We start from the raw sequence: 23237 nt of genomic DNA, 5'->3' as shown, positions 1-23237 counted from the left end.
TTCTACCTTTTAGCCTTTTCTACCATCGAGGCTATCTCTTCCTCACTGCCAAATCCAGTAATAACCGCCTCGCCCGCTACTATGCCGCTTAAAATTTGAGTGCTTAGATTATTGCTTATGCCTGTTTTTACCTCGCGTTTTTCAACTATGTCGCCAGCTTTTAGTACGCTTACAAATTTTTTATCCCCTTCTCGTTTTATGGCTAGAGTTGGGATTATTATCGCATCATCAGCCTTTGCTATATCTATGCTATTTTGAGTACTCATGCCTATTCGAAGAAGTCCTGCTGAGTTGTCAACTATGCTTTGGGCGTAATAATACACTGCGCTTGTTGAGCTAGAACTTGAGGTACTTGAATATGAGCCATCACTTAGGGTGGTAAGTGCTGGGTCGATGGAGCTAATTCTAGCTTCAAATGTCTTGTTTGGCTCACTTAGTATCGAGTAGCTTACGTGTGCGCCCACTTTTATTTTGGTTATGTCGCCCTCTGCTATTTGGATTTTCATTTTTACGTGGCTTAAATCTGCAATATTTACTATGGTTGGAGCAGTTTGCGCTGAGTTTAGTGTCTGTCCTTCCTCTACGCGTACTGATACTATCTCGCCGTCTCTTGGTGCTTTTATTTTTGTATACCCTAGGTCGATTTGAGCTGTGCTTAGTGCTATTTTAGCCTGTTTTACCTGTGCTTCTAGCTCTTTTACACTTGCGTTTGCAGCAGCTAGAGCTGATTTTGCCTCGTCATAGCTTTGCTGGCTACTTGCTCCTTTATTAAGCAGTGAATTTGCTCGGTTAAATTTATCTTGCGCCGTATTTTGCGCCACTCTTGCGCTATTTAGTTGCGCTTCGTATATGGCAAGCTGAGCCTTTTTATTATCTAGCGTATTTTGCTGGGTAGAGCTATCTATTTCAGCTATCATATCTCCTTTTTTGACGTGATCGCCTAGCTTTACATAGAGCTTTTTTATCTGTCCTCCAACCTGTGCTCCGACATCTACTAGCTCAGTCGCATATATTTCGCCGCTAGCCTCTACCTTTTTTACGAGAGTGCCTTTTTCTGCTTTTTGGGTAATGTATATGATTTTTTGTTCCTTGTCAAAGTATGTCTTATAAGTCCCAAATCCAGCCCCAGCTATGAGTAGCGCTATGATTGAATATTTGTATTTTTTTTGCATTATTCCTCACTTTGATAACTTTTATCGTTATTCTACCTAGAAAAGGTAAATTTAAAGGCTGTTTTATTAAATGTTTGTAAAAATTTATGAGTTTTTAATACGTTTTTATTTCATTAAAAACGGCTCAAACTCAGCATATCCTAGCTCTTTTAGGCTATTTTTAGGGATAAAATTAAGGCTAGCCCCATTTATGCAGTACCGCAAGCCACCCCTACTAGCCATCCCATCGTCAAAGACGTGTCCTAGGTGGGAGTTGCTTCTTTTTGCTCTTACCTCCACACGTTTTAAGCCGTGCGTAAAATCCTCAAAATAAGCCAGCGATGTCGTACTAATGGGCTTTGTAAAGCTAGGCCAGCCTGTGCCACTATTAAATTTATCCATGCTAGAAAATAGTGGCTCGCCGCTTGTGATGTCGACGTATAACCCTTCTGATTTTTCCTCGTATAGTGGGCTAGTAAAGGCTTGTTCGGTGTCATTTTGCTGCGTTATACTGTATTCAAGTGGGCTTAGACGGCTTTTTAAATCGTCATAAATTTTAAACTTTTGCGTGATAAAAAGCGGCTCATTTGCGCTAAAAATATTGATATGGCAGTATCCATTTGGGTTTTTATCTAGGTAGTTTTGATGATATTCCTCGGCTTTTGTGTAGTTTTCTAGCCTTTTGCACTCAATCATAATTGGTACGTTAAATTTATCCTTTATAGTGTCAAGGACTGCTTTTATTACGGTTAAGTCGCTTTTGTTTTCGTAGTATATGCCACTGCGATATTGCGTACCGATGTCGTTGCCTTGGCGGTTTAGTGAGGTTGGATCTATGATGGATATAAAGCGGTATAAGATTTCAGCTAGGCTTAAGATATTACTATCATATGTTAGCATGATTACTTCAGCGTGTCCGCTGGATTTTAACCCTTCGTAGTACGCCATACCCTCGCCGTTTGCATAGCCAACTTCACTTTTAAGCACTCCGTTTATGCGGTTAAAATATCCCTGCACGCCCCAGAAGCACCCACCTGCTAGGCATATTTTTCTCTCATTTGCGACATTCATAGCTGCTCCTTTATCGCCTTTACAGCACTTACAAACTTCATTGCTAGCTCATCGCAAAGTGCTTTCGTGTCAGCCTCAAATCGCATGACTATCACAGGTGTTGTATTACTCGCCCTTACAAGCGCCCAGCCTCGCTCAAATCGTACTCTCACACCGTCTATATCTATGACCTCTTTTATCTGCGGTAGGCTTATTTGACCGTTTTCTAGCTGCTGTTTTAGCTGCTTTATTATCTTAAATTTACTCTCCTCACTCGCTTGAAATTTAATCTCATCGGTGCTATAAACTATCGGCAGTTTATCAAGCTCGGCTTTTAAATTTATGCCATTATAAACTAGCTCAAGTACCCTAAGCATCGCATATATCGCATCATCAAACCCAAAATACCTCTCCTTAAAAAATATATGCCCACTTACCTCTGCGGCCAGATCTATATCAAGCTCTTTCATCGCCTTTTTGATGTTGCTATGTCCAGTTTTTCCCATAAAGCTCTTGCTGCCTCTTTTATTAAGCGCGTCGTAGATATTTTGCGAGCATTTTACCTCGCCTAAAATTCTAGGGTTTTTCATCGCTAGGGAGTAAAGATAGGCTAGCTCGTCGCCTTTTATATTTTTATCTTTGCTTAGCACCGCTATTCTATCAGCATCCCCATCAAATCCAAATCCAAGCTCGGCTTTATTATTATCCAAATAGCGTTGCAAATCTACTAAGTTTTCCTTTTCGCTAGGATCTGGATGGTGGTTTGGAAACTCCCCATCTGGTTCAGGATGCAGTACTTTTGCTTTTAAATTTAGCCCCTTTACAAGCTCTGTAACAACCTCGCCAGCAGCTCCATTTCCGCAGTCTATGACAATATCTAAATCAAGTGCAAAAAGATGGCTAAACTGCTCCTTAAGATAGTTTACATACTCGCTTTTTATGTCAAATTTAATCGCGCTTTCATCGTCTGGTATCATCTCGTTTTTATCCATTAGCCAAGCAACATCTTTATAAAGTAGCTGCAAATCCTCGCCAAAATAGCTATCCGTGCCTATGGTGATTTTAAATCCGTTGTACTCTTTTGGATTGTGTGAGCCAGTTATCATCACATTTGCGTCAAATCTACCCGTAAATACGCTAAAATAGCCAACCGGTGTAGGCACTAATCCTATATCATACACCTTAAGCCCAGCTAAATTTAGTCCGCTAACTAGCCAGCTAAAAATCTGCCTAGCATGTGTTCTAGCATCATGCCCTACGCTTAGAGTTTTAGTACCTTTTGCCATCATTACACGTCCAAGAGCCAGCCCTATTGCCTTTACACTTGACTCGTTTAGTTCGCTTTTGTAAATGCCTCTTATATCATATTCTCTAAAGATCTGTTTTATCACGTTTAATCCTGTTAATTTTTAAAATTTAAAGTTTTAAATGTAGTCAAAAGCGGCTTAGATACGGCTTAAATTTAAGGAAGTTTTTAATATAATTGGGGCTAAAAACAGGAGGAAATATGGCCGAAGAAACCGTAACAGAGGAAAAAAAGAGTAATAAGTCCTTGCTTTTAATAGTTATAATAGCCATTTTTGTACTTTTAATCATCGTTGGTGCGATAGTTTTTGTACTTTTAGGTAGCGATCCAGCACCAGATGAAGTAACAAAAAGTAGCGAAGTAGCCGCAAAGCAAGTCTCAAAGCCAGCCCAACCACAGCAGGGGCGTAGGAGTGTGGATTATCTAAATATGGGGCCTATGTATCCGCTTGATCAGTTTATTGTAAATTTATTAAGCGAGAATGGCTCGAGGTTTTTAAAAACAAAGATAGACTTAGAGCAGAGCAATGAGGAGCTTGCGGCCGAATTAGATAAGAAAAAAGCGCTCCTAAGAGACATAATCATACGCACTTTATCATCAAAAACGTATGAGGAAGTAAGCACTGCAAAGGGTAAAGACCGCCTAAAAGATGAGATAGTAAACCGTCTAAATGAGGTGCTTAGCGATGGCTATATAAAAAATATATTTTTTACTGATTTTGTAGTGCAGTGATAAATCAAGCTACAGGGGCGCAAAAATGAGCGCCCACCTTCTAAATCCCCCAAATATAAAAGTAGGAACCGACATAACCCTCATATCTCGTATGCAAAAAAGCATGGATAGATTTGGCTTTGGTGTACTGGAGCGATTTTTATGCGAGGAGGAGATAAAAATCGCAAAAAATATAAAAAGCATAGCTGGACTTTGGGCTGCAAAAGAGGCCGTAAGCAAGGCTTTGGGCTGTGGCATAGGAGCTAAATGCTCGTTTTTTGATATAAGAATTTATAAAAACGAACTAGGTGCACCTATGGTGATATTAAGTGATGAAGTTAAAGCGGGGTTTGGTGTGCTAGATGTAAGTGTGAGTATAAGCCACGACGCAGAGTATGCTATCGCCGTGGCTGCCGTGGTTTTTAGAAGCTAGCTCTAAAAACCATGCTCTGTTTTGCCTTTTACCCAGACATCTGAGCCTACTTTTTTATGTAGTTTAGGGTATTTGCTAATATCAAACTCTGGGCTATGATGCTCTTTAATCTGCTCCTCAAAGTCCTTTAATAGCAACATCGCAGTAGGTGCCATTATTATGATTACTATTAAATTTATAATCGCCATAATCGCCATAGAAGCATCTGCCATATCCCATACAAGTCCTACTTTTTGCACTGAGCCAAAATAGACCATAAATAAAACAACGATTCGAAACACCGTTAAAATCAATGGAGAGTTTTTGATAAATTGCACGTTGCTTTCTGCGTATGCGTAGTTGCCTATAATAGACGAAAAGCAAAAGAAAAATAGCAAAACTGCCAAAAAGCTACCGCCCCACTGCCCTACTCCATGCTCTATGGCTAGCTGAGTGATTTGCGCCCCATCATGCCCTTGAGTACCGACAACGCCGCTAAGGAGGATAATAAACGCCGTACAACTACAAACCACTATAGTATCTACAAATACGCCAAGCATCTGTATTAGTCCCTGATTTGCTGGGTGCCATGCGTCACTAGCCGCAGCTGCATTTGGTGCTGAGCCCATGCCTGCTTCGTTTGAAAAAAGCCCTCTTTTTATGCCATTTAGCATAGCTGCTGTTAGTCCGCCGAGCAATCCTCCAGTGGCTGATGAGAAGTTAAATGCACTATCAAAAATTTGTGCAAATACATTTGGGATTAGGTTCGCGTTTGTGATTATGATAAATAAAGCTATCGCTAGGTAGGCTATTGCCATTATTGGCACTATCTTTTCAGCTACCTTTGCTACACGCTTTATCCCACCAAAAATAATGGGTGCAGTGATGATGACTAGCCCCACAGCTACGTACTCCACGCTCCAGCCCCAAGCTTTATTTGTAACTGCTGTTATTGTGTTTGCCTGCACTGAGTTAAAGACAAAACCAAACGCAATTATCAAAGACACTGCAAAGGCCACGCCTAGCCATCGCTGTCCTAGCCCTTGAGTGATATAATAAGCTGGACCTCCACGGTATCCGCTACCGTCTGGATTTTTTACCTTATAAAGCTGTGCTAATGAGCTTTCTACAAAGGCTGAAGCCATACCTATAATAGCTGTTACCCACATCCAAAACACTGCTCCAGCGCCACCTACGCTTATGGCTATAGCCACTCCTGCGACGTTTCCAGTGCCCACGCGGCTTGCAAGACCTGTAGCAAATGCTTGAAATGGGCTAATTGCATGTGTGCTATCGCGCTTGCCTACAACCATGCGCCTTATACTTTGCTTAAAAAGCCTAATTTGTAAAAATTTAGTCCTAATGGTAAAGTATATTCCAGCGCCGAGTAGCACGTAAACTAAGCTCCCCCAAAGGTAGTTGTTTAAAAGATCAACAACCGTTGTTATGGCGTCAAGGATTACGTTAAAAACATTACTCATTCGCACTCCTTATAAATTTAAAGTAAATGAGTTATGATTTTATGATAAAAAGGCTTGAAATCTGGTTAAAATGGTGTTGTAAATTTGTTATTTTTGCTTTGGATTATATTAAATTTTACTCAAATCGTTGTGAAATGCTTACAGGAAAAATCCATTGAAGCCATAGTTATAGCCGCCAGTAAGGTGTATTAAAGCCTCTTTGAAAAATCAGCAAAGCGAAGTTTTATAAAAACTTACTACGCTTGTTTTGTCATAAACTTAGACTTTATCTTATTTTCAAGTGTTAAAGTAATTATTTTATTTAATACATAATACGCAGACAAGCAACCATCACCCTATTTATAGTAACCATTGCTGTCTAAGTTGCAAGAAGCTATTATACATAGTAAAATAAAGCTTCTTTTAAAGGCAACACAAGTGCTGCGCGTTAATGCCATAGAGCTATTTTATAACTATATGGCACAAAAAACCAAAATAGAATTTGCGGTTAAGTTTTAACTTAGTAGGCTTTTTGCCATTTCGCTTATGCGTCTAGCTTCTGCGCTGGCTTTTAGTCTCTCTTTGGCTAGCTTTATGACCGCACCTAGATTTGCGCCATCTTTTAGCTCGGATATTATCTGGCTTATTTTGGCTTTTAGCTCCTCATCACTTAGCTGAGTGGGTAGGTAGTTTGAGATGATTTTTATTTCATCATTTTCCTTTTTTGCCAGCTCGTCTCTGCCGCCTTGTACGTATAGCGTGGCTGCGTCTTGACGCTTTTTTACCTCTTTTTGTAGTATTGTGACTATCTCCTCATCGCTTAGCGTTTTTCTAGTATCGACCTCTATCTGTTTTAATGCGGCATTTACTTGTCTAAGTGTATCTCTTGTAAAGTCATCTTTTGATTTCATTGCTGATTTTATATCGTTTAGAATTTGCTCTTTTAGTGTCATTTTTGCTCCTTTAAATTTATTAAATTTTCTAGCTCTCCTCTAAAGTATGCCGCAGCTACGCCCTCTCTAAGCCCATCGTCTATGACTATTAGCTTTGTGTTTATGCCTTTTAGCATTGCCTCAAGTAGGCTAAGCCCGGTAAGTACTAGCATTTTCCTGTCTGCGCCAAGCCTTATTTTTGCTTCCTCGTCGCTCATGGCAAGCACCTCTGCGCCAAGTTCGCCAAAATCATCAACACTTAGCACATAGCCGTTTACGGCCTCTGCATCGTAGCTTTGCCACGTATATCCAAGCCTTAGAGCCGCTACAGTAGTTGATATTCCCGAGGTTAGAGCTATGGTGCTTTTGTCCAGGCTTAGTAGGTATTCTTTTAGCTTTTTTGTTGCTTCGTTTGCCTGTCTTAGCACGTTCATTAGATTTTTATCGCAACGTTCATAAAATGTTACAATGCCAAGCTCAAAGCTCTTACTAGCCTGTGCGTCGCCTATTTCCGTGCTTGCTCCGCCTAAGTCTATAAATGCTAAATTATCGCTATTTGTGCCGATTTTTTTAGAAGCCTCCTGTATACCTAAGAATGAAAATCTCCCCTCTGCTGTGGGCGATATTATATTAAATTTAATCCCATTTTGTGAATAAATTTCATCAAAGACCTCGCTTGAGTTTAGGGCTTTTCTAAATGCCTCCGTAGCTACTGCGGCGTAGGCGATGTCTGAAAATCTAACTAAGCCAAACTGCTTTAAAACATCATTTAGGGCTTGTTTGATTTTGCCTACAGCTTCATTGCAAATTTGATTAGTTTTTGCTAATCCTTTAGCAGAACCTACGATAAACTCGACACTTTTATCTTTATAAATTTCTCCATCTTTTTCCATAAAAATCGCCGCTCGTAGAGTGTTTGAGCCTAAATCTATGCTTAAAAATTTATCACCCATAGCCAAAGCCTTTGTTAAAAATTTGTTGCAATTATATCAAAAAGCCAATATCTTTCAGTAAAATTTTTAAATTTAAGGTTATAATACCATAAATTTATTTTTAAAGGAGCTTTGTTGAGAGGCGATAATCTACTGGCTGGTGCGGTCTTTGCTATTAGCGCCATAGGCTTTTTTGTGTGGGGCTATCAGTACGTACCTACCTATCATTATATGCTTTTTGTCATTGCTAGCGTTTTTGGTATTTTTATGGCGTTTAATGTAGGCGGAAACGACGTGGCAAATAGCTTTGGTACAAGCGTAGGCGCAAAGACAGTTACCATAAAGCAAGCTCTAATAATTGCGGCTATTTTTGAGCTAAGTGGGGCGATTTTTGCTGGTGGAGAGGTAACTAAGACCATACGCCAAGGCATAATTAGCTTGCCAAGCGAGGGTATAGATGCGATGAAATTTGTAGCCATTATGATGGCTGCGCTTCTTAGCTCTGGTAGCTGGTTGTTTTTTGCGTCTAAGCGTGGATTGCCAGTTTCCACCACGCACTCCATTGTAGGTGGCATCGTGGGGGCTGGGCTTGTCATGGGGTTTAGCACATTTGGCGGCGAGAGAGCTCTTGATATGGTTAGCTGGAAAGGTATAGGAAATATCGCCATAAGCTGGGTGATTTCGCCTGTGATGGGCGGAGTGCTTTCATACGTTATTTACTGGTATATAAAGGCTAAAATTTTACTCCCAACAGCAAAGCTAAAAGCCAGCCTAAAGTCTCTAAAACGCGAGAGAAAGGGCTATAAAGAGGGATTTATCCGCAATCTACGCACCCGTCCGCAAGATGAGCAAATAGCCACCCTTTCAAGAATGGTAATGATTGATGAGGACGACATAGATGGCGAATATAGCGAGTATAAGGCGCGCATAAAAGCAATGAAAGAAAAGGAAAAGCAAGTAGATACCTTTAGTGCGATGAAAAAGCATATCCCAGTCGTTGCTGGCGTGGGTGCTATGGTGGTTAGTTCGATGATGCTTTTTAAGGGGCTTAAGCACCTAAACTTTGGCTTTAGTACGATTGAGACGCTTTGGATTATTTTCGTGATAGGCTCAGTGGCGTATCTAGCGGCATTTGCTATTATTAACATGATGAATAAAATAGATAGTGAAAAGGGTATAAACCGAATTTTTTCATGGTTTCAAATTTTTACGGCTAGTTCTTTTGCCTTTAGCCACGGCGCAAACGACATCGCAAATGCCGTGGGTCCATTTGCGGCGATACTTGATGTGTTAAAAACTGGTAGTATAAATGAAAGCTCTCCTATTCCAAGCATTGCGATGGTTGTCTTTGGTATTTCGCTTGTGGTTGGGCTTTGGTTTTTAGGCAAAGAAGTCATCGCCACCATAGGCTCAAAGCTAGCTGAAATCCTTCCAACAACTGGCTTTAGCGCAGAACTGGCGGCAAGTACGGTCATATTATTTGCCACAAAGCTAGGTATTCCAGTAAGCTCTACGCACATACTAATCGGCGCAGTACTAGGAATAGGCATATTAAACCGAAACGCAAACTGGGCTATGGTGCGCCCTATTTTGCTAGCGTGGCTTATAACCCTGCCAGTATCAGCTATAGCAGCTGGCTTGATATATTATGTGCTAAGCTTAAGCATCTGATTTTGGGGATTTTCCTCAAAATCCTCTATCTTATTTACTTAAAACGTTACTTTTTGTAAAAATTGTTAAATTTAAATTTATAAGTAATTTTTATAGAAATCCTTATAAAATGCCTAAAATACGCTATTTTATAAATCATTCAACATTATAGTTTTATTAAAAAATTAGACTATAGTTTTAATAAAAAATAAATTTAAACCAGCTCGTTTATACTCTAAGTGTAAAAATTACAAGGAGGACATTTTGCTTACGTTTTTTGGTTTTGGTATTATTGCGCTGCTAATTTATTTTTTGCTTCGTGATAAGATGTCGCCTATGGTTGCGCTTATTACCGTGCCTGTGGCTGGGATTTTGCTTTATTGGATAGTGATGGCTGGTGCTGGCTCGCCTGTGGTTAGCAAAAACTACTCGTTTTTGCTGCAAAAGCAAGAGGTTAGTGAGTTTGTAGGTTCGTTTGCCACTAAAAACTCTTTAACGCAGGTTAGCGATAGTACGATTTCAAGCGCTTATGTAGCTGGATTAAAGGCTGTTGGACTAAAGCCAAATGCCAAGCTTTCGGAGATTATAATAGATAACAAAAAGCTCGTTAAATTTTACGATGCCGTGGTACAAAGTGCCTATATTGACGTTCCTCATATAAGCGAACTTGTGGCCGGAGCTATTGATGATTTAAGGCTAAAACACACCTGGCTTAATACACTTAAAGATTACGCTGATGAGCTAAATGGATATTTTAAAGCTGGCATTGGTAAGGTTTATAAGATAGCTATAATGTTTATTTTTGCTATTTTATTTTTTGGGGTACTTGATGACGCTGGGCTTTTTAGGCCGCTTATAAGCTTAATTGTTAAAATCGCAGGTGGCAACGTCATAGCAATCTGTGTTGGCACTGTACTAATAACGATGATAGCGCACCTTGATGGCTCTGGGGCGACTACGTTTTTAATAGTTATTCCTCCACTTATTCCAGTTTACAGACATTTAAAGATAAATCCATATCTGCTATTTTTACTCGTCGCTTCAAGTGCAGGGCTCGCGAATATGCTGCCATGGGGTGGGCCTCTTGGGCGCATAGCTAGCGTTATGGGTGTGGATACCATTAGCCTTTATCATCCGCTTATAAAGGTGCAAGTCGTAGGCTTTATCTGTATTTTAGGTATGGCTGTGCTACTTGGGGTACGAGAGAGGGCGAGACTTGCTCGTGAGGGCGTAGCGGCTAAGAATTTATCGCTTTATGCTGATGATTTAGACATTTCAGGCACTCATGACACAAAGCCAAATAAATTTTTTAAGATAAATTTAATCGTCGCTATTCTTACGCTTGGGCTTATTATTTCTGGACTTCTATCGCCTGAGTTTGCTTTTATGATAGCGCTTTGTGTGGTTCTTTTAATAAATTATAAAACTCCAAAAGAGCGTATGGAGAGCTTAAAAGCTCACTCAGTCGGTGCTGTGAGTATGGGTACAATCTTGCTCGGGGCCGGTGTTTACATAGGCATACTTACAAAATCAGGAATGCTAGGAGCCATTGCAAAGGCACTTGCTGGGGTGTTTCCTGAGTTTATGCTTGGGTATTTGCACATTATCACTGGCGTTTTTGGCGTGCCTTTTGAGCTGCTTTTGGATACAAATGGCTATTATTACACCCTCTATCCAGTCGTAGGCGAGATAGTTGGACAGTACGGTGTAGGCATGCAAGAGGCAGCTTACGCTATTATGATAGGCTCGATTGTCGGAACTTTTGTCTCGCCTTTTTCGCCTGCGCTTTGGCTGGGACTTGGGCTTGCTAGGCTAAATATGGGTAGACATATTAGATACTCGCTATTTTGGCTGTGGGGGCTGTCTTTGTTTATTATGCTTTTGTCTCATTTTATGGGGCTATTTTAAAAAGCTTTATTTTGGCGTGCCTTGCGTGCGCCAAAATAATTTTATAAATTTACATTTACAATATGGAATATCTGCTTTTTACGGTTTGCCTAGTTTGCCTTTCCATAAGCTATAAAGCGCTATTTTTAAAATTTGTCTGCATTAAATTTTAAATCACGACAGTTGGAATTTGTCCTGTATGGACTGGCTTTTACAAAAAACAAGCACATATAAGCCACGAAGTTTGTAAAACAATCCTAATACGGCGTTTTTTTGTCTTTATGCTTGCTTAAAATTTCATCTCTTAAGGCTAAAAGCTCATTTTTTGCGCTGTTAAAATCATCTGCATTAATGATAAAATCCACTTTTCTAGGTGCTTTGTAAACCTTATCGTAGTATTTTACCAGTAGTATCTCGCACACCTTTTCTAGCTCCCCTAGGCTAAAAAATTTAATCGCGTCATCTCTTGCTTCTTTTGAGATAAATGGCGAGATTTTAGCCATGCATATATGAAAAAACTCTGGCGTAACGCCTTTATAATCCATCATCGTACACTCCACCCTGCGCTCTAGGCTAGCCACGATATGCACACCCACGCCACTCCCCATGGCTGCATACAAGCTAGCAGGTAGGGTGAGGCTGCCTATACGTCTACTCTCGCCTTCAATAAAAACTACGTCATTTTCAAGCACTCTAAGGCTCTCAAAAAGCTCATCCTCAAACGCCTTTTGGCTGGGTTGTACGCCGTTTATATCGCCAAATACAGAGCCTAGATGATTTGCCATTTTTTCTAAATTTATAGCTGGATTTAGCGCCTCAATAAGCTTTGTTTTGTAGCTACCAGTCCCGCCAAAAAGCGTGATGAGACCGCATTTTAAGGGCTTTTGTAGGTATTCTTGTGCGTAGGTACGATACGCCTTGTATCCGCCCTTTAGCCTAAGCACTCTATAGCCTATTAAATCAAGCACATTTGATATGCTAGCTGAGCGCATGCCCCCTCTAGCACAGTATGTCCCCACAAGAGCGCCAACCCTTGCTAATTCGGCAATTTTGGGTAGGTGTGAGGCTATATTATTGCACACATAGGCTGCGCCAGATAGCTTTGCTTGGGATTTGTTTGACTTATATAAGGTGCCTGTGATTTTATGCTCCTCGTCATTTAAGGCATAGAAATTTCTCGAGCCTTTGATGTGAGAGTAGGCGTATTCATGGGGGCTTCTAGCATCTATGAGTAGGTCAAATTTATCCCTAGCTTCAAGCCACTCATCTACCTCAAGCTCTAAGTGCATCAAACGCCGCCTTAAGCTTTAGATAAAGTCCCTCAAAAGGCACCCCATTTACCCTAGTTTTGCCTATTGTGGTAATAAAGTTTGTATCTCTGCTCCAGCGTGGCACTAGGTGATAATGTACATGCTCAGCTATGCCTGCCCCAGCGGCTGCACCTAGGTTCATGCCTATATTTACACCCTCTGCTTTTAGCTCGCTTTTTAGCACGCCCACACCAAATTTAACAAGCTCACTCATCTCTAGCCAGGTGTTTGGTTTTAGCGTTTCGATATTATCCACGTGCTTATATGGTATTATCATAAAATGTCCTGGGGTATATGGGTATAAATTCATCACCGCAAAGCACTCTACGCCCCTATATAGCACGCCACGCTCGCTATCGTATTTTTGCTCTGTATCCTCTGATATAGCGCAAAATACGCATCCATCGCTTTTTTTGGTGTAGTATTCGCTCCTCCAAGGTGCGTTTAGCTGTTGCATATCTCGCCTCTTATCTTTCTTATGGCGTCAGTTTGGTTTTCTTGCCTCATGAAATGCTCTCCTATTAAAAACGCATCTACGCCGATTTTTGATAGCTCTTTTAGCTGCTTATGCTCATATAGCCCACTTTCTGCTACTATTATTTTGCCCTGCGGTAGGAGCGAGATAAGCCGCTCGCTTAGACTCATGTCCATTTCAAAGGTCTCTAAATTTCTATGATTTATGCCTATTATCTGCGCACCAGCGAATATGGCCTTTTTCACATCATCTGTATCATGCACCTCTACAAGCACCTCAAGCCCTAGGTGATAGGCATACTCGAGCAAATCTTTAAGCATAGCCTTGCTTAGAGCCTTTGCTATTAAAAGCACAAAATCAGCCCCATATACCACTGCCTCAAGCAGCTGATACCTATCAATTATGAAATCCTTCCTTAAAAGAGGCGTAGGCACATAGCGTCTGATTTGTGTTAAATACTCTAAATCGCCTTTAAAATAGTGAGGCTCTGTTAGCACGCTAATGGCGTCAGCTTCGGCATTAGCGTAGCTCATGGCTATGCTAATTGGATCAAATTCCTCTTTTATCACGCCTTTGCTAGGGCTTGCTTTTTTAACCTCTGCTATTATTCGGTAGGGTTTTTCCTCATTAGCACGCAAGGCAGGACTTACTGGGCGTGGGACGTATGGGTTATATGCTAAACTTCGCCCTAACCACTGGGCTGGAAACTTCGCCTTTTTTGCCTCTAAATCCTCGGCTGTTTTTTTAATTATCTCATCAAGTATCATTTATCCTCTTTTTTATTGCAGTTTTTTATGGCATCCATATGCTCTTTTACGTATATTATTGACATTATTTTATTGCTAATCGTAACCGCTTCTTGTATTGTCTCTTGCGCTTTTTTGCACTCCCCTAGCCTAAAATATCCCCAAGCAAGCGAATCTAGGTAGTATGTGTTTTTAGGGGATTGTGTTAGGGCTTGCTTCACCATTTCTATCCCCTTTTTTACGTCAAGCTGGCTATCTATTAAAAAGTATCCATAGTTATTAAGCATTTCGTGTCCCATTAGCCCCATATGCACTGCTTGTTTAAATTTATTATCAATTAGCTCTATCTCTTTTTTGCTGATAACCGATTTTTCCGCCTCGTACTCATATGTGGCTTCTAGGGTTAGGTATATTGGATCTTGAGAAAGCACAAAAAGTTCATGGTACGCTTTGCTTGCATCTTTTGGTCTGTTTAAAATTGCGTAAAGTTCGGCCTTTGTTTGTAGATTTTGGGGGTCAAATTTATCCACAAGCACAAGCGCGTCCTCATAAAAGCCATTTTGCACTAGGCTTTCAAGTGCCGCATTTATCCCCCAAGCACCAGTGTTTGAAAAGACCTTTTTGTAAATATTCATCGCCTCTTTGTTTCTTTTTGCCTTTAAGTATCCATTAGCCATAAGCATGCATATCTGCTCATTTTCGCACTCATAACCTTTGTAAAACTCATCAATAAGCGGAGCGAGCTTGCTAAGTCCAGCAGAAAATGCCTGTGTGATAATAAGCATACTCTCCTCGCTTTTATCAGCGCTATAAAGCTTTTTTAAGATATCATAAGCCCTGCCCTTGTCATTTGATAAAAGCTCGATTTGGGCTAGGATTTTCATATCTTCTGGCGAGTTTGTCTCATCGACTAGCTTTATTATTATCTGCCTTGCCTTTTCAAATTTATTTGCCCTAATATATGAAAGCGCCCTTAGCCTTTTGTACTCCACGTCGTCTTTTAGTACGCTTTCGTATCGGTCTAGAAGCCGGTTAAATTTATCTGTTTCCGCGCCAGAATATAGCAAAAGTGCATTTTTTAGATAGATTGTGCGCTTTGTGCTTTTGTAAAGCGCTAGCATCTCATCAGCCGCTTTTTCTTGCAATCCCCTGTGGCTAAGATCAAGTGCGTAAAGTACCATGGCATCGGTGTTTATGGGGCGATTGGCTGCGGATAAAAGGCAGCTAAAAATCGCGGTTAATAGTATAAATTTTAAAAGCCTCACGCCATCTCCTTATTGTTAAAAATTACCCCTATGCACTCTTTTTTTAGTTCGTATTTGTGGCTTTTAAAATAATCCCAAAACGGAAAGCTTCTACACTGCTCTGGGCGGGCTGGATATATGCCACAGCCGTTTATATTTTCATCAAAAAATATGCAAGCAAAGCCGTCTTTATAGGGCTTTTCTTTTATGCTTATTCTGTTTTTATACACTTCGCAAAATTCATCTATTAATGCCTTTGTACTTAAACCTAAGTGCTTTGCTATCTGGCTTATATCGCTGTCTTTTATCCATATATACCCACTCTCTCCAGTGCAGCATTTTCCTTTGCATTCATCGCAAGCTGACGGATTAAAGGAGTAGCTAAAGCCTGGCGCGCTTATTAAATTTAGATTTTTTTTATTTGCTAGACTTAAAAGCTCATCTTGGGTTATGTCTTGTGAGATTAGGTCGGCTTTTTGGTATACTTTCTTTGCTTCGTCGCTATATTCAGTCTTGTCGTGTATAAAGGTCGGCGCTAGTACGCAAGTCGTCTCAGCGGCACTTTTTTTAGCTCTTAAAAGTACTAGCCCAGCGTCTTTGCCCTCTTTTGCATGGATAAATTTAATACTTTTAAGTACAAGCTTTAGCTCATTAAGAGCCTTTAAAATCGTAGTCAAAAACATTGGGTCGTAGCAAAATAAAAGCTCTCCTTGTGGCTTAAGCATGGAGTTTGCTTTTTTTAGAAAATCATTTAATGGCAGATACTCCTCATATCGGCTTTTTGCTTTATGCTCGCTTTGACTTTTGGCGCTTTTTGAGTTGTAAAATGGTGGATTTGATACGATAAAGTCATATTTTTTATCACTTTTTAAATTTATAAAATTATCGCACATTATGTCTAATTTTATGCCATTATTTTCTGCATTTAGCCTAGCTAGATCGGCGTTTATAGGCTGAAAATCAACCATATCTAAATCTATGTCAAAATCCCGTGCTAGCAGCAGTCCGATTACACCACATCCACATCCCACATCAAGCACGCTGGCTCTATTTTTTATAAATTTAGACGCAAAATCATATATCATCAAGGAGTCTGTATTGTAGCGGTAGGCGTTTTCAAGCTGGAGAATTTTCACTATTTGTACGCCCTTATTTCAAATCCTCTCGCACCCTCACGAGAGATTATATTACTACTAAAGCTAATGCGCGCAAAGTCTGCGTACTCATCTTTTATAAGCTGCGCAGCGACTATAGCCCTAGCCCTGCCAGCTGCGTAGTTTGCGTATTCTGATATTTTCTTTGCGTCGTCCTCTTTTAGGCTTTTGCTTACTGATTTTATAAAGGTTGAGTTTTTCTCATCTATGATAGGGACTATCTCGTATATGTAGTTTGAATTGTATTTACCTAGAAATTCACTTACTTTGTTTTTGCACTTTTGGCTTACGCTATTTTTGCTACCTAAATCCTCGCACACCACTTTATCCACAAGTACAAGCTTTTTAGGTGCCTCCATTTTTGTAGCAGCGTCAAGCATTAATCTTAAGTTTTTGTTTTCGTCCTCTAGCTCATCTTGCCTATTTAGCATATCCTCAATCGCCTTTTGATTGCTAGAAATATCGGAGGTTTTTTTTGTTTTTTGCTCGATTTCTTGCGCTTTTTTTACCTCTTGTGGTATGGCGCTTGAGCGTAGGTATTCGCTAAAAGAGTCAAATACTCCAGAAAAGCTTTTGCCTACTTGTACTAAGTTTGCATCTAGACTTAATTTATTTTTTAGCTCCTCATTTAAAGCGACTTGGTCATCAAATTTTTTAAGCGCATCCTCGTAATTTTGCCTGTATTGTTTTATGGCTGCTTGTGATTTTTCAAGAGACTCTTTAAGCTCTTTTACGCTTGTGTTTAAAGAGTCGTTTTTTGCGCTTATTTCTACCATTTTTGAGTCTTGCTTTTGCATAGCCGCGGATTGTTCGCTAAGGCTTTCGTCTTTTAGTCTTATCATCTCGCTTAGCTCCCTAGCCTCATTGCGTTTTGCGCTAAGTGCATCATCAAGCTCGGAGTTTTCTTTTTCTAGCTTTACATAGGCAATTGCTGATTTTTCAAGCTCTGCTTTTAGCTTTTTTGTGCTTGCGTTTGATGCACTTAACTCTTTTTCTAATCTTTGATTTTCTTGTTTGCTTGAGTTTAGGCTAGATGTGGTTTGCTCTAAGCTTTGGCTAAGTTTTGCGCCTTGTTCTTTTAAATTTTCTATGCTTTTATTAAGCTTTTTGATTTCGTATTCTAAATCGTTTATCTGTTTGTTTGAATTTTTTAAGCTTTCTTGGGTATTTTGTAGTTTTTCCTTTGTGTCTATTAATTCATTACTCTTTTTAGAAAGCGTATCCTCAAGAGCCTTTTTTTGCGCCGCAAAGCCATCATTTATACGGTCAAGCTCTCTTGTAAAGAGCGAACTTGACTGCTTTAGCTCATTATCAGCACCTTCTATAGTTGCCTTTAATTCGCTGTTTTCACTTTCTGCCTCGCTTATTGCATTTTGAAGTTTAGCTATATTTTCATTTGCTTCGTTTATCTGATTTTGTTTTGATATGATTTCGTTTTCTGCAAAGGTAAGCTTATTTTTGATTTGAGCTATTTGCATATCTTTTTGATTTGAAATTTCATCTATTTGATTTTGTAGGGCTGCGATTTTAGAGTCGTAATTCTTAGTGTTTTGCAATATCTCTGACTCACGTTCTTTAACGCTTTGTTTTAGTTTTGCCTCACTTGCTTCAAATTTAGCTTGCTGGAGTTTGATTGCGTCGCTATTTGTCTTTGATATATCGCTTATTTTATCGTCAAATTCTTTCTGCTGGGATTGGAATTTTGATATTAGCTCCAAGTTTTTGTTGGCTAAATCGAGATTATCGGCTATTAAAGCGCGGTTTTTGCTACCCAAATTTATAGCAAGCTGGCGCAATCCAGCCTCGCTTAGTCCGTCTAGTTCTACATCGTTTACACTATATTTTTCTCGATAACTTTTTGGTGTGATATACTCAGCAAAGCTATCGAGGTCGCTTTTTTTGATATATTGGGCTTTTATATGGGCGGGCAAGCTATTAAAATCAATGTCATAAATAACAGCGTCAACCTCTTTTTTTGTGTCATTTTTTAAAACCAAGACACCGCTTATTGCTAAAGCCGCTATTAAAGTGGTGCCAGCTATGATTACAAGCTTGCCGTTCAAGGTTATGACCTTGATTTAATGTCTTTTATAACGTTAAAAGAGTGGTTAAAGCCAGTTACGACCGAGCCACCGCTTTTTAGCGAAACATCGCCGACTAGGTAAAGTCCGCTTATGTTTGTTTCGTTATTTTCATTTACTTCGCCGTTTCCTTTTTCGTCTGTTTTAACACCGCATTTATTTAAAAAATCAGTAGGATTTGAGCCGCCGATTGCGTAAATTATGCGGTCAAATGTATGTGCGCTACCATCTTTAAATTTAACCAAAGGCTTTGAATTTTCATCATCAACGGCCTCTATATTAGAGTTTAGCCAGACCTTTAAGCCTTTGCTTTCTGCCTTTTTAAGCTCCTCTGCGTTAGTCTCATTTATGCGCGTAAAGCTATCTTTTCTATATGATAGTGTTGTGTCGTTTTTGCCAGCTAAATCTATAGCGTACTCCACAGCAGAGTTACCACCGCCCACGACTAGTACTCTCTCCCCAGCTGCTACACTATTTGCGTTGTAATTTACCCTAGGATTTAGAGTTAGTGGAATTTTATAGTCTGGTTTATTTGGTTTACCCATTTTACCTATGGCGATTATTACGTATTTTGCTTCATATTTTGCGCTTGCTGTGGATGCTATAAATTTATCCCCATCTTTGCTAACTTTTTCCACTTCGCTTTTGTATTTTATTTCAACCTGATCCAAAAGCTTATCGAAATACTCAAGTGTGCTTTCTTTTGTGCCGTCCATAAAATCGACATTTCCGTGGATTGTGCTGTCTTGTCCTTTGTATTCTTTATCCACACGTTTGCCATCTTTGTAAAACTTTCTCATGGTTTGGCTATGCTCGTCGGCCTTTTCTAGGATTAAGGCGCTAAGCCCAGCCTTTTTTGCCTCTAAAGCAGCAGCTATACCGCTAGGTCCTGCCCCTATGATTATTACATCATATAAATTCATCGTTTTTTCCTTATTGTTTAGTTTTTTTATTTAAAAAATCAGCCACCAAAAACGCAAGTTCAAGCGCTTGGTCTGCATTTAGTCTAGGATCACACTGCGTTTCATAGCGGCTTGTTAGCTCCGCTTCGCTAAGCCCAAAAGCCCCTCCTGTGCATTCGGTTACGTCTTGTCCTGTCATCTCCAGGTGTATGCCGCCTGGATGGGTACCCTCTGAGTAATGTATCTCAAAAAAGCTCCTCACTTCGCTTAAAATTTTATCAAAAGCGCGAGTTTTATAGCCGTTTGAGGCTTGGAATGTATTTCCATGCATAGGGTCTATACTATATACTATATTTAGCCCCTCTTTCTTTAATTCTTTAAGTATGTTTGGTAGCTTATCGCCGATTTTTTCAGCCCCCATGCGGATTATGACATTTAGTCTACCGGCTTCATTTTGAGGATTTAGTGCAGCGGCTAGATTTTTTACATCGTCGGCTGTTGCGTTTGGTCCTACTTTTACGCCGATAGGGTTTTTAACACCACTTAAAAAATGCACATGCGCATCATCAAGCCCTCTGGTTCGCTCACCTATCCATAGCATGTGTGCTGAGCAGTCATACCACTCTCCGCTTAGGCTATCTATACGTGTCATAGCCTGCTCATAAGGAAGTAGTAATGCTTCATGAGAGGTGTAAAACGTAGTCTGCTTTAGCGTTGGAGTGTTTTCAGAAGTAACTCCACAGGCTTGCATAAACTCAAGCGCTTGAGTTAGCTTAGTGGCTATCTCCTCGTATTTTTCGCCTATTTCTTGCTTTTTTAAAAAGCCCAGATTCCATTTATGCACTTGATGTAAATCGGCCATACCGCCGCGCGCAAAAGCTCTTAATAAATTTAACGTAGATGCGCTTTGATAATACGCATCTATCATTCTATTTGGATCTGGAGTGCGTGCGCTTTGGGTAAATTCAAAGCCGTTTATTATGTCTCCACGGTAGCTAGGTAGGGTCTTTTCGCCTTGTTTTTCTACATCTGAGCTTCTAGGCTTTGCAAACTGTCCTGCGACACGTCCTACTTTTACTATGGGCTTTCCGCCAGCGAATGTAAGTACGACTGCCATTTGCAAAAGTACCTTAAACATATCTCTTATGTTGTTTGCACTAAAGTTGTTAAAACTCTCCGCACAGTCGCCACCTTGAAGCAAAAATGCCTCACCAGAACACACCTTTGCAAGCTCTGCTTTTAGGCTCTCTGCCTCACCAGCAAAGACAAGCGGAGGTAGTGCACTTAGGCGCTTTTCTACGCTTTCAAGCCTGCTTTTATCCTCGTAAACTGGCTGTTGTAAAATAGGCAAATCTCTCCAAGAATCCAGCCTCCATTGCATATTATCACCTCTTAAATCATACTTAAAATCTCGCATTATATCATCATTTTTCTTAAACTTTTTATTAACTTTTAAAAGTTTTAAATTTATAATGTCCGCTTTTAAAGGCGCAAAATGATACAAAACAGCACAAAACTAGGCTACATCTATGCTGCTACGGCTTTTATTATGTGGGGTATTTTCCCAGCGTTTTTTAAGCTCTTTCCGCCAGAAATAGGTGCACTTGAGATACTAGCAGCACGTATATTTTTTTCTATATTTTTGCTGGCTTTTATCATTATTGTTTTAAAACACACGCATGTATTAAAAGCTTTATTTGGTGATAGCAAAAAGCGCTTTGGGCTATTTGTGGGAGGAATTTTAATCAGCGTAAACTGGGGAGTTTTTATATACGCCGTAGCTTTAGGGCAGATAGTCCAAACAAGCCTCGGATATTTCATAAATCCCCTAATGAGCATACTTTTAGGGGTTGTGGTCTTAGGCGAACGCTTAGGGCGGGCTGGGCTTTTTGCTACTTTTTTGGTAGCTGTTGCTATAGGCGTGCAGATTGTAGCAGCTGGCGAATTGCCTATGGTTTCACTTGTTTTACCGCTTAGCTTTGCTCTTTATGGATTGAATAAAAAGCGGCTTAATGTAGGCTCTCTTGAGGGGCTTTTTGTCGAGACTGTTATGCTTTTGCCTTTTGTTGTGGGGTATGGAGTATATCTATATAGTAATGGAAATTTGCACTTTGGGCTTGATTATAACGGCTTTTTGCTTGCATTTTCAGGCGTGATTACAGTGCTGCCGCTGCTTGCTTTTGGGGCTGCTAGCACGCGTATTTCGCTTAGTAGCATAGGGTATATGCAGTATATTTCGCCGACCATCTCGCTTTTGCTTGCGGTTTATGTTTATCATGAAAGCGTGTATTATGCGACAAAGCTATCTTTTGGGCTTATCTGGCTTGCCTTAATCATCGCTTTTGGCGCAAAGGCAAAGAGGTAGAGATTTGCGCGCTTTTTGTGGCTTTCTCTTTGACTTTATGACTTGCGACATTAGGCTTTAATTGCTTAAACAAATATATTTGTTTTTTGCCGTCTTTATAACACTTTGGTATTTTGGCTATTTTTGTAGCTAAAGCCAAAAATCTTAACTAAAATTTGACGCAAAGCAAGGTATTGTCACCGTTTTAGAATTTTAAGTCAAAATGCCTATTTGTGTTAAGCAGTAAAGCCATGTTTTATAATAAATTTATCCCCCCCCTCTCTCTAAAAAAACTATAATTATGAGCCATTAAAGGGCTTTAAAAATTTATTACCTGTAATTTTTATTTTTGTCTTGTTTTAAAATTAATTTATCCATTTTGTTTTATATTATAAAATTTAATTTTAAAATATTTTTTACTTTTTGTGATAATTTCTCTTGACTTTTATTTTAAAACAAGCTATAATCACACTCTCAAAAATGATGTTGGGGTATCGCCAAGCGGTAAGGCAGCAGGTTTTGGTCCTGCCATTCAGAGGTTCGAATCCTCTTACCCCATCCACTTCTTTTTAATTTCCTTTTGACGCAGAGTAGAGCAGTGGTAGCTCGTCGGGCTCATAACCCGAAGGTCGGTGGTTCAAATCCGCCCTCTGCAACCAAAAATATTAAAATCATTGTATTTTTATCTTTTAGAAAGTTTTAGCAAAATAATAAAAAACAGCTTTTTGTAAAAATAAAAATTTTTGACAAGAAAATAGCGCATTATATTTATTGCCTATGCTTTAAAATAATTTCCAAATTTGATTTATTTGCTCTGTATCTGTTAACTTTTCTTTTATATTTTTATATTTTAAATTTAAAATTATTCAAATTAAATTTAATAATCTTAAGTATAATTTTAATAAATTTTCATATATCTCACAGGAAAACTTATGCAACGCGGTTTTACGCTTATTGAACTTATATTCGTCATAGTTATATTAGGGGCGCTTGCTGGAATTGCGACCAGTAAATTTATGGTTAGCAGGGATGACGCTAAGATAGTGGTGGCTGCAACCAATGTAAAAACGCTTTTTGCAAGGCTTAATGAGTATTATGCCACTCAAGGAAAATTTGAAAACAATAAGACCATAGCCGATATAACAGGTGTTAATCTGCCTATAAAAATAGGTGATGACAGCTGTTTAAATGTATCAAACATAGAGGAGAAAGCTATAGAGTTTAGCATAGGGAATTCTGGAAGCTGTAGTGATATGTGGGATATAGATGCTCTAGCGCAAATTAAAAACCAGATAGAACTTGATAATAATAGAGTTTTATTTGGTGGTAGCAGGATTAAATTTTAAAATAAATTTAATCCTTAGGACTGAGGTTTAAGTAGCTATCCTCTCTCTGTTTTTTCTTCTTATTTATATATCTACTTTCGTTTGTTAGGCTTTGCCTTATTTTTAAATTTTTGCAAATTTATTGTTGTTTTAAATAAATATTAC

Annotated in this window: 20 protein-coding genes, 2 tRNA genes and 1 pseudogene; 8 read left to right on the top strand and 15 right to left on the bottom strand. The window is 39.4% G+C overall.

The window, feature by feature from the left end; all coding sequences use genetic code 11:
• Positions 1–2: 2 nt before the first annotated feature.
• The 3 genes from LBC_RS04900 to LBC_RS04890 all read right to left on the bottom strand — a co-directional run bounded on the left by LBC_RS04900 (position 3) and on the right by LBC_RS04890 (position 3592).
• Positions 3–1172 (bottom strand): efflux RND transporter periplasmic adaptor subunit, encoded by a 1170-nt coding sequence (locus tag LBC_RS04900; protein ID WP_221253092.1) that lies wholly within the window; start codon positions 1170–1172, stop codon positions 3–5.
• A 105-nt stretch (positions 1173–1277) separates the two neighbouring features.
• Complete coding sequence (gene msrB, locus LBC_RS04895; RefSeq protein ID WP_221253089.1) at positions 1278–2222, bottom strand: peptide-methionine (R)-S-oxide reductase MsrB; 945 nt, start codon at positions 2220–2222, stop codon at positions 1278–1280.
• Positions 2219–3592, bottom strand: a complete 1374-nt coding sequence (locus LBC_RS04890) for a phosphomannomutase/phosphoglucomutase (RefSeq protein ID WP_221253088.1) — start codon at positions 3590–3592, stop codon at positions 2219–2221. Before LBC_RS04890 ends, msrB begins: the two co-directional genes overlap by 4 nt.
• A 116-nt stretch (positions 3593–3708) precedes the next feature.
• Here LBC_RS04890 and fliL point away from each other — a divergent pair, with 116 nt between their 5' ends.
• Both fliL and acpS read left to right on the top strand, forming a co-directional pair.
• Positions 3709–4239 (top strand): flagellar basal body-associated protein FliL, encoded by a 531-nt coding sequence (gene fliL, locus LBC_RS04885; RefSeq protein WP_221254965.1) that lies wholly within the window; start codon positions 3709–3711, stop codon positions 4237–4239.
• A 25-nt stretch (positions 4240–4264) separates the two neighbouring features.
• On the top strand, positions 4265–4651 hold the full coding sequence (acpS, locus tag LBC_RS04880; RefSeq protein ID WP_221253086.1) for a holo-ACP synthase: 387 nt from the start codon (positions 4265–4267) through the stop codon (positions 4649–4651).
• Between the two features lie 2 nt (positions 4652–4653).
• Here acpS and LBC_RS04875 read toward each other — a convergent pair whose 3' ends face one another.
• The 3 genes from LBC_RS04875 to LBC_RS04865 form a co-directional block, all read right to left on the bottom strand.
• Positions 4654–6111 carry a sodium:alanine symporter family protein gene (locus LBC_RS04875; RefSeq protein ID WP_221253084.1) on the bottom strand — a complete coding sequence of 486 codons (1458 nt, stop codon included), beginning with the start codon at positions 6109–6111 and terminating at the stop codon, positions 4654–4656.
• Positions 6112–6605: 494 nt separating this feature from the next.
• Complete coding sequence (locus tag LBC_RS04870; protein WP_221253083.1) at positions 6606–7043, bottom strand: GatB/YqeY domain-containing protein; 438 nt, start codon at positions 7041–7043, stop codon at positions 6606–6608.
• Entirely contained in the window at positions 7040–7975 is a 936-nt protein-coding gene (locus LBC_RS04865) for a disulfide bond formation protein DsbA (RefSeq protein WP_221253080.1), read from the bottom strand. The genes LBC_RS04870 and LBC_RS04865 overlap by 4 nt, the downstream gene beginning before the upstream one ends.
• A 114-nt stretch (positions 7976–8089) precedes the next feature.
• Between LBC_RS04865 and LBC_RS04860 the strand changes: the two genes are divergently transcribed.
• Complete coding sequence (locus LBC_RS04860; RefSeq protein WP_221253077.1) at positions 8090–9625, top strand: inorganic phosphate transporter; 1536 nt, start codon at positions 8090–8092, stop codon at positions 9623–9625.
• Positions 9626–9868: 243 nt separating this feature from the next.
• On the top strand, positions 9869–11512 hold the full coding sequence (locus LBC_RS04855; RefSeq protein ID WP_260173266.1) for a CitMHS family transporter: 1644 nt from the start codon (positions 9869–9871) through the stop codon (positions 11510–11512).
• A 236-nt stretch (positions 11513–11748) separates the two neighbouring features.
• Here LBC_RS04855 and mnmH read toward each other — a convergent pair whose 3' ends face one another.
• The 9 genes and pseudogenes from mnmH to LBC_RS04815 all read right to left on the bottom strand — a co-directional run bounded on the left by mnmH (position 11749) and on the right by LBC_RS04815 (position 20784).
• Complete coding sequence (gene mnmH / locus LBC_RS04850; protein ID WP_260173461.1) at positions 11749–12780, bottom strand: tRNA 2-selenouridine(34) synthase MnmH; 1032 nt, start codon at positions 12778–12780, stop codon at positions 11749–11751.
• Positions 12764–13258: an HIT domain-containing protein gene (locus tag LBC_RS04845; protein WP_221253075.1), complete on the bottom strand. Its 495-nt coding sequence runs from the start codon at positions 13256–13258 to the stop codon at positions 12764–12766. The genes mnmH and LBC_RS04845 overlap by 17 nt, the downstream gene beginning before the upstream one ends.
• Complete coding sequence (trpC, locus tag LBC_RS04840; RefSeq protein ID WP_221253074.1) at positions 13246–14043, bottom strand: indole-3-glycerol phosphate synthase TrpC; 798 nt, start codon at positions 14041–14043, stop codon at positions 13246–13248. Before trpC ends, LBC_RS04845 begins: the two co-directional genes overlap by 13 nt.
• The gene (locus tag LBC_RS04835) at positions 14040–15287 is read right to left on the bottom strand and encodes a hypothetical protein (RefSeq protein ID WP_221253073.1); all 1248 of its coding nucleotides are present in this window, start codon (positions 15285–15287) and stop codon (positions 14040–14042) included. Before LBC_RS04835 ends, trpC begins: the two co-directional genes overlap by 4 nt.
• On the bottom strand, positions 15284–15667 hold the full coding sequence (locus LBC_RS09020; RefSeq protein ID WP_260173460.1) for a YkgJ family cysteine cluster protein: 384 nt from the start codon (positions 15665–15667) through the stop codon (positions 15284–15286). Before LBC_RS09020 ends, LBC_RS04835 begins: the two co-directional genes overlap by 4 nt.
• 249 nt (positions 15668–15916) lie before the next feature.
• Positions 15917–16351: pseudogene (locus LBC_RS09015) on the bottom strand (methyltransferase); the annotation flags it as partial.
• Positions 16352–16401: 50 nt separating this feature from the next.
• Positions 16402–18483: a hypothetical protein gene (locus tag LBC_RS04825; RefSeq protein WP_221253071.1), complete on the bottom strand. Its 2082-nt coding sequence runs from the start codon at positions 18481–18483 to the stop codon at positions 16402–16404.
• 2 nt (positions 18484–18485) lie between these two features.
• Complete coding sequence (locus LBC_RS04820) at positions 18486–19424, bottom strand: NAD(P)-binding domain-containing protein (RefSeq protein WP_221253070.1); 939 nt, start codon at positions 19422–19424, stop codon at positions 18486–18488.
• A gap of 10 nt (positions 19425–19434) precedes the next feature.
• Positions 19435–20784, bottom strand: a complete 1350-nt coding sequence (locus LBC_RS04815) for a class II 3-deoxy-7-phosphoheptulonate synthase (RefSeq protein WP_221254963.1) — start codon at positions 20782–20784, stop codon at positions 19435–19437.
• 114 nt (positions 20785–20898) lie between these two features.
• Between LBC_RS04815 and rarD the strand changes: the two genes are divergently transcribed.
• The 4 genes from rarD to LBC_RS04795 all read left to right on the top strand — a co-directional run bounded on the left by rarD (position 20899) and on the right by LBC_RS04795 (position 23093).
• Positions 20899–21768 carry an EamA family transporter RarD gene (rarD, locus tag LBC_RS04810; RefSeq protein ID WP_221253069.1) on the top strand — a complete coding sequence of 290 codons (870 nt, stop codon included), beginning with the start codon at positions 20899–20901 and terminating at the stop codon, positions 21766–21768.
• Between the two features lie 466 nt (positions 21769–22234).
• A tRNA-Gln gene (locus LBC_RS04805) sits at positions 22235–22309 on the top strand.
• 22 nt (positions 22310–22331) lie between these two features.
• A tRNA-Met gene (locus LBC_RS04800) sits at positions 22332–22406 on the top strand.
• Positions 22407–22679: 273 nt separating this feature from the next.
• The gene (locus LBC_RS04795; protein WP_221253067.1) at positions 22680–23093 is read left to right on the top strand and encodes a type II secretion system protein; all 414 of its coding nucleotides are present in this window, start codon (positions 22680–22682) and stop codon (positions 23091–23093) included.
• Positions 23094–23237: the final 144 nt, after the last annotated feature.

The sequence above is a fragment of the Campylobacter sp. 19-13652 genome, from assembly GCF_019702925.1.
Lineage (GTDB): Bacteria > Campylobacterota > Campylobacteria > Campylobacterales > Campylobacteraceae > Campylobacter_A.
The sequence above is the reverse complement of the archived record's forward strand: the minus strand, read 5'-3'. Positions and strand labels throughout refer to the sequence as shown.

Coding starts and splice junctions, on each gene's coding strand:
- LBC_RS04900 (WP_221253092.1), bottom strand. CDS start 1,172: ATGCAAAAAAAATACAAATATTCAATCATAGCGCTACTCATAGCTGGG.
- msrB (WP_221253089.1), bottom strand. CDS start 2,222: ATGAATGTCGCAAATGAGAGAAAAATATGCCTAGCAGGTGGGTGCTTC.
- fliL (WP_221254965.1), top strand. CDS start 3,709: ATGGCCGAAGAAACCGTAACAGAGGAAAAAAAGAGTAATAAGTCCTTG.
- acpS (WP_221253086.1), top strand. CDS start 4,265: ATGAGCGCCCACCTTCTAAATCCCCCAAATATAAAAGTAGGAACCGAC.
- LBC_RS04875 (WP_221253084.1), bottom strand. CDS start 6,111: ATGAGTAATGTTTTTAACGTAATCCTTGACGCCATAACAACGGTTGTT.
- LBC_RS04870 (WP_221253083.1), bottom strand. CDS start 7,043: ATGACACTAAAAGAGCAAATTCTAAACGATATAAAATCAGCAATGAAA.
- LBC_RS04865 (WP_221253080.1), bottom strand. CDS start 7,975: ATGGGTGATAAATTTTTAAGCATAGATTTAGGCTCAAACACTCTACGA.
- mnmH (WP_260173461.1), bottom strand. CDS start 12,780: ATGCACTTAGAGCTTGAGGTAGATGAGTGGCTTGAAGCTAGGGATAAA.
- LBC_RS04845 (WP_221253075.1), bottom strand. CDS start 13,258: ATGCAACAGCTAAACGCACCTTGGAGGAGCGAATACTACACCAAAAAA.
- trpC (WP_221253074.1), bottom strand. CDS start 14,043: ATGATACTTGATGAGATAATTAAAAAAACAGCCGAGGATTTAGAGGCA.
- LBC_RS04820 (WP_221253070.1), bottom strand. CDS start 19,424: ATGAATTTATATGATGTAATAATCATAGGGGCAGGACCTAGCGGTATA.
- LBC_RS04815 (WP_221254963.1), bottom strand. CDS start 20,784: ATGCAATGGAGGCTGGATTCTTGGAGAGATTTGCCTATTTTACAACAG.
- rarD (WP_221253069.1), top strand. CDS start 20,899: ATGATACAAAACAGCACAAAACTAGGCTACATCTATGCTGCTACGGCT.
- LBC_RS04795 (WP_221253067.1), top strand. CDS start 22,680: ATGCAACGCGGTTTTACGCTTATTGAACTTATATTCGTCATAGTTATA.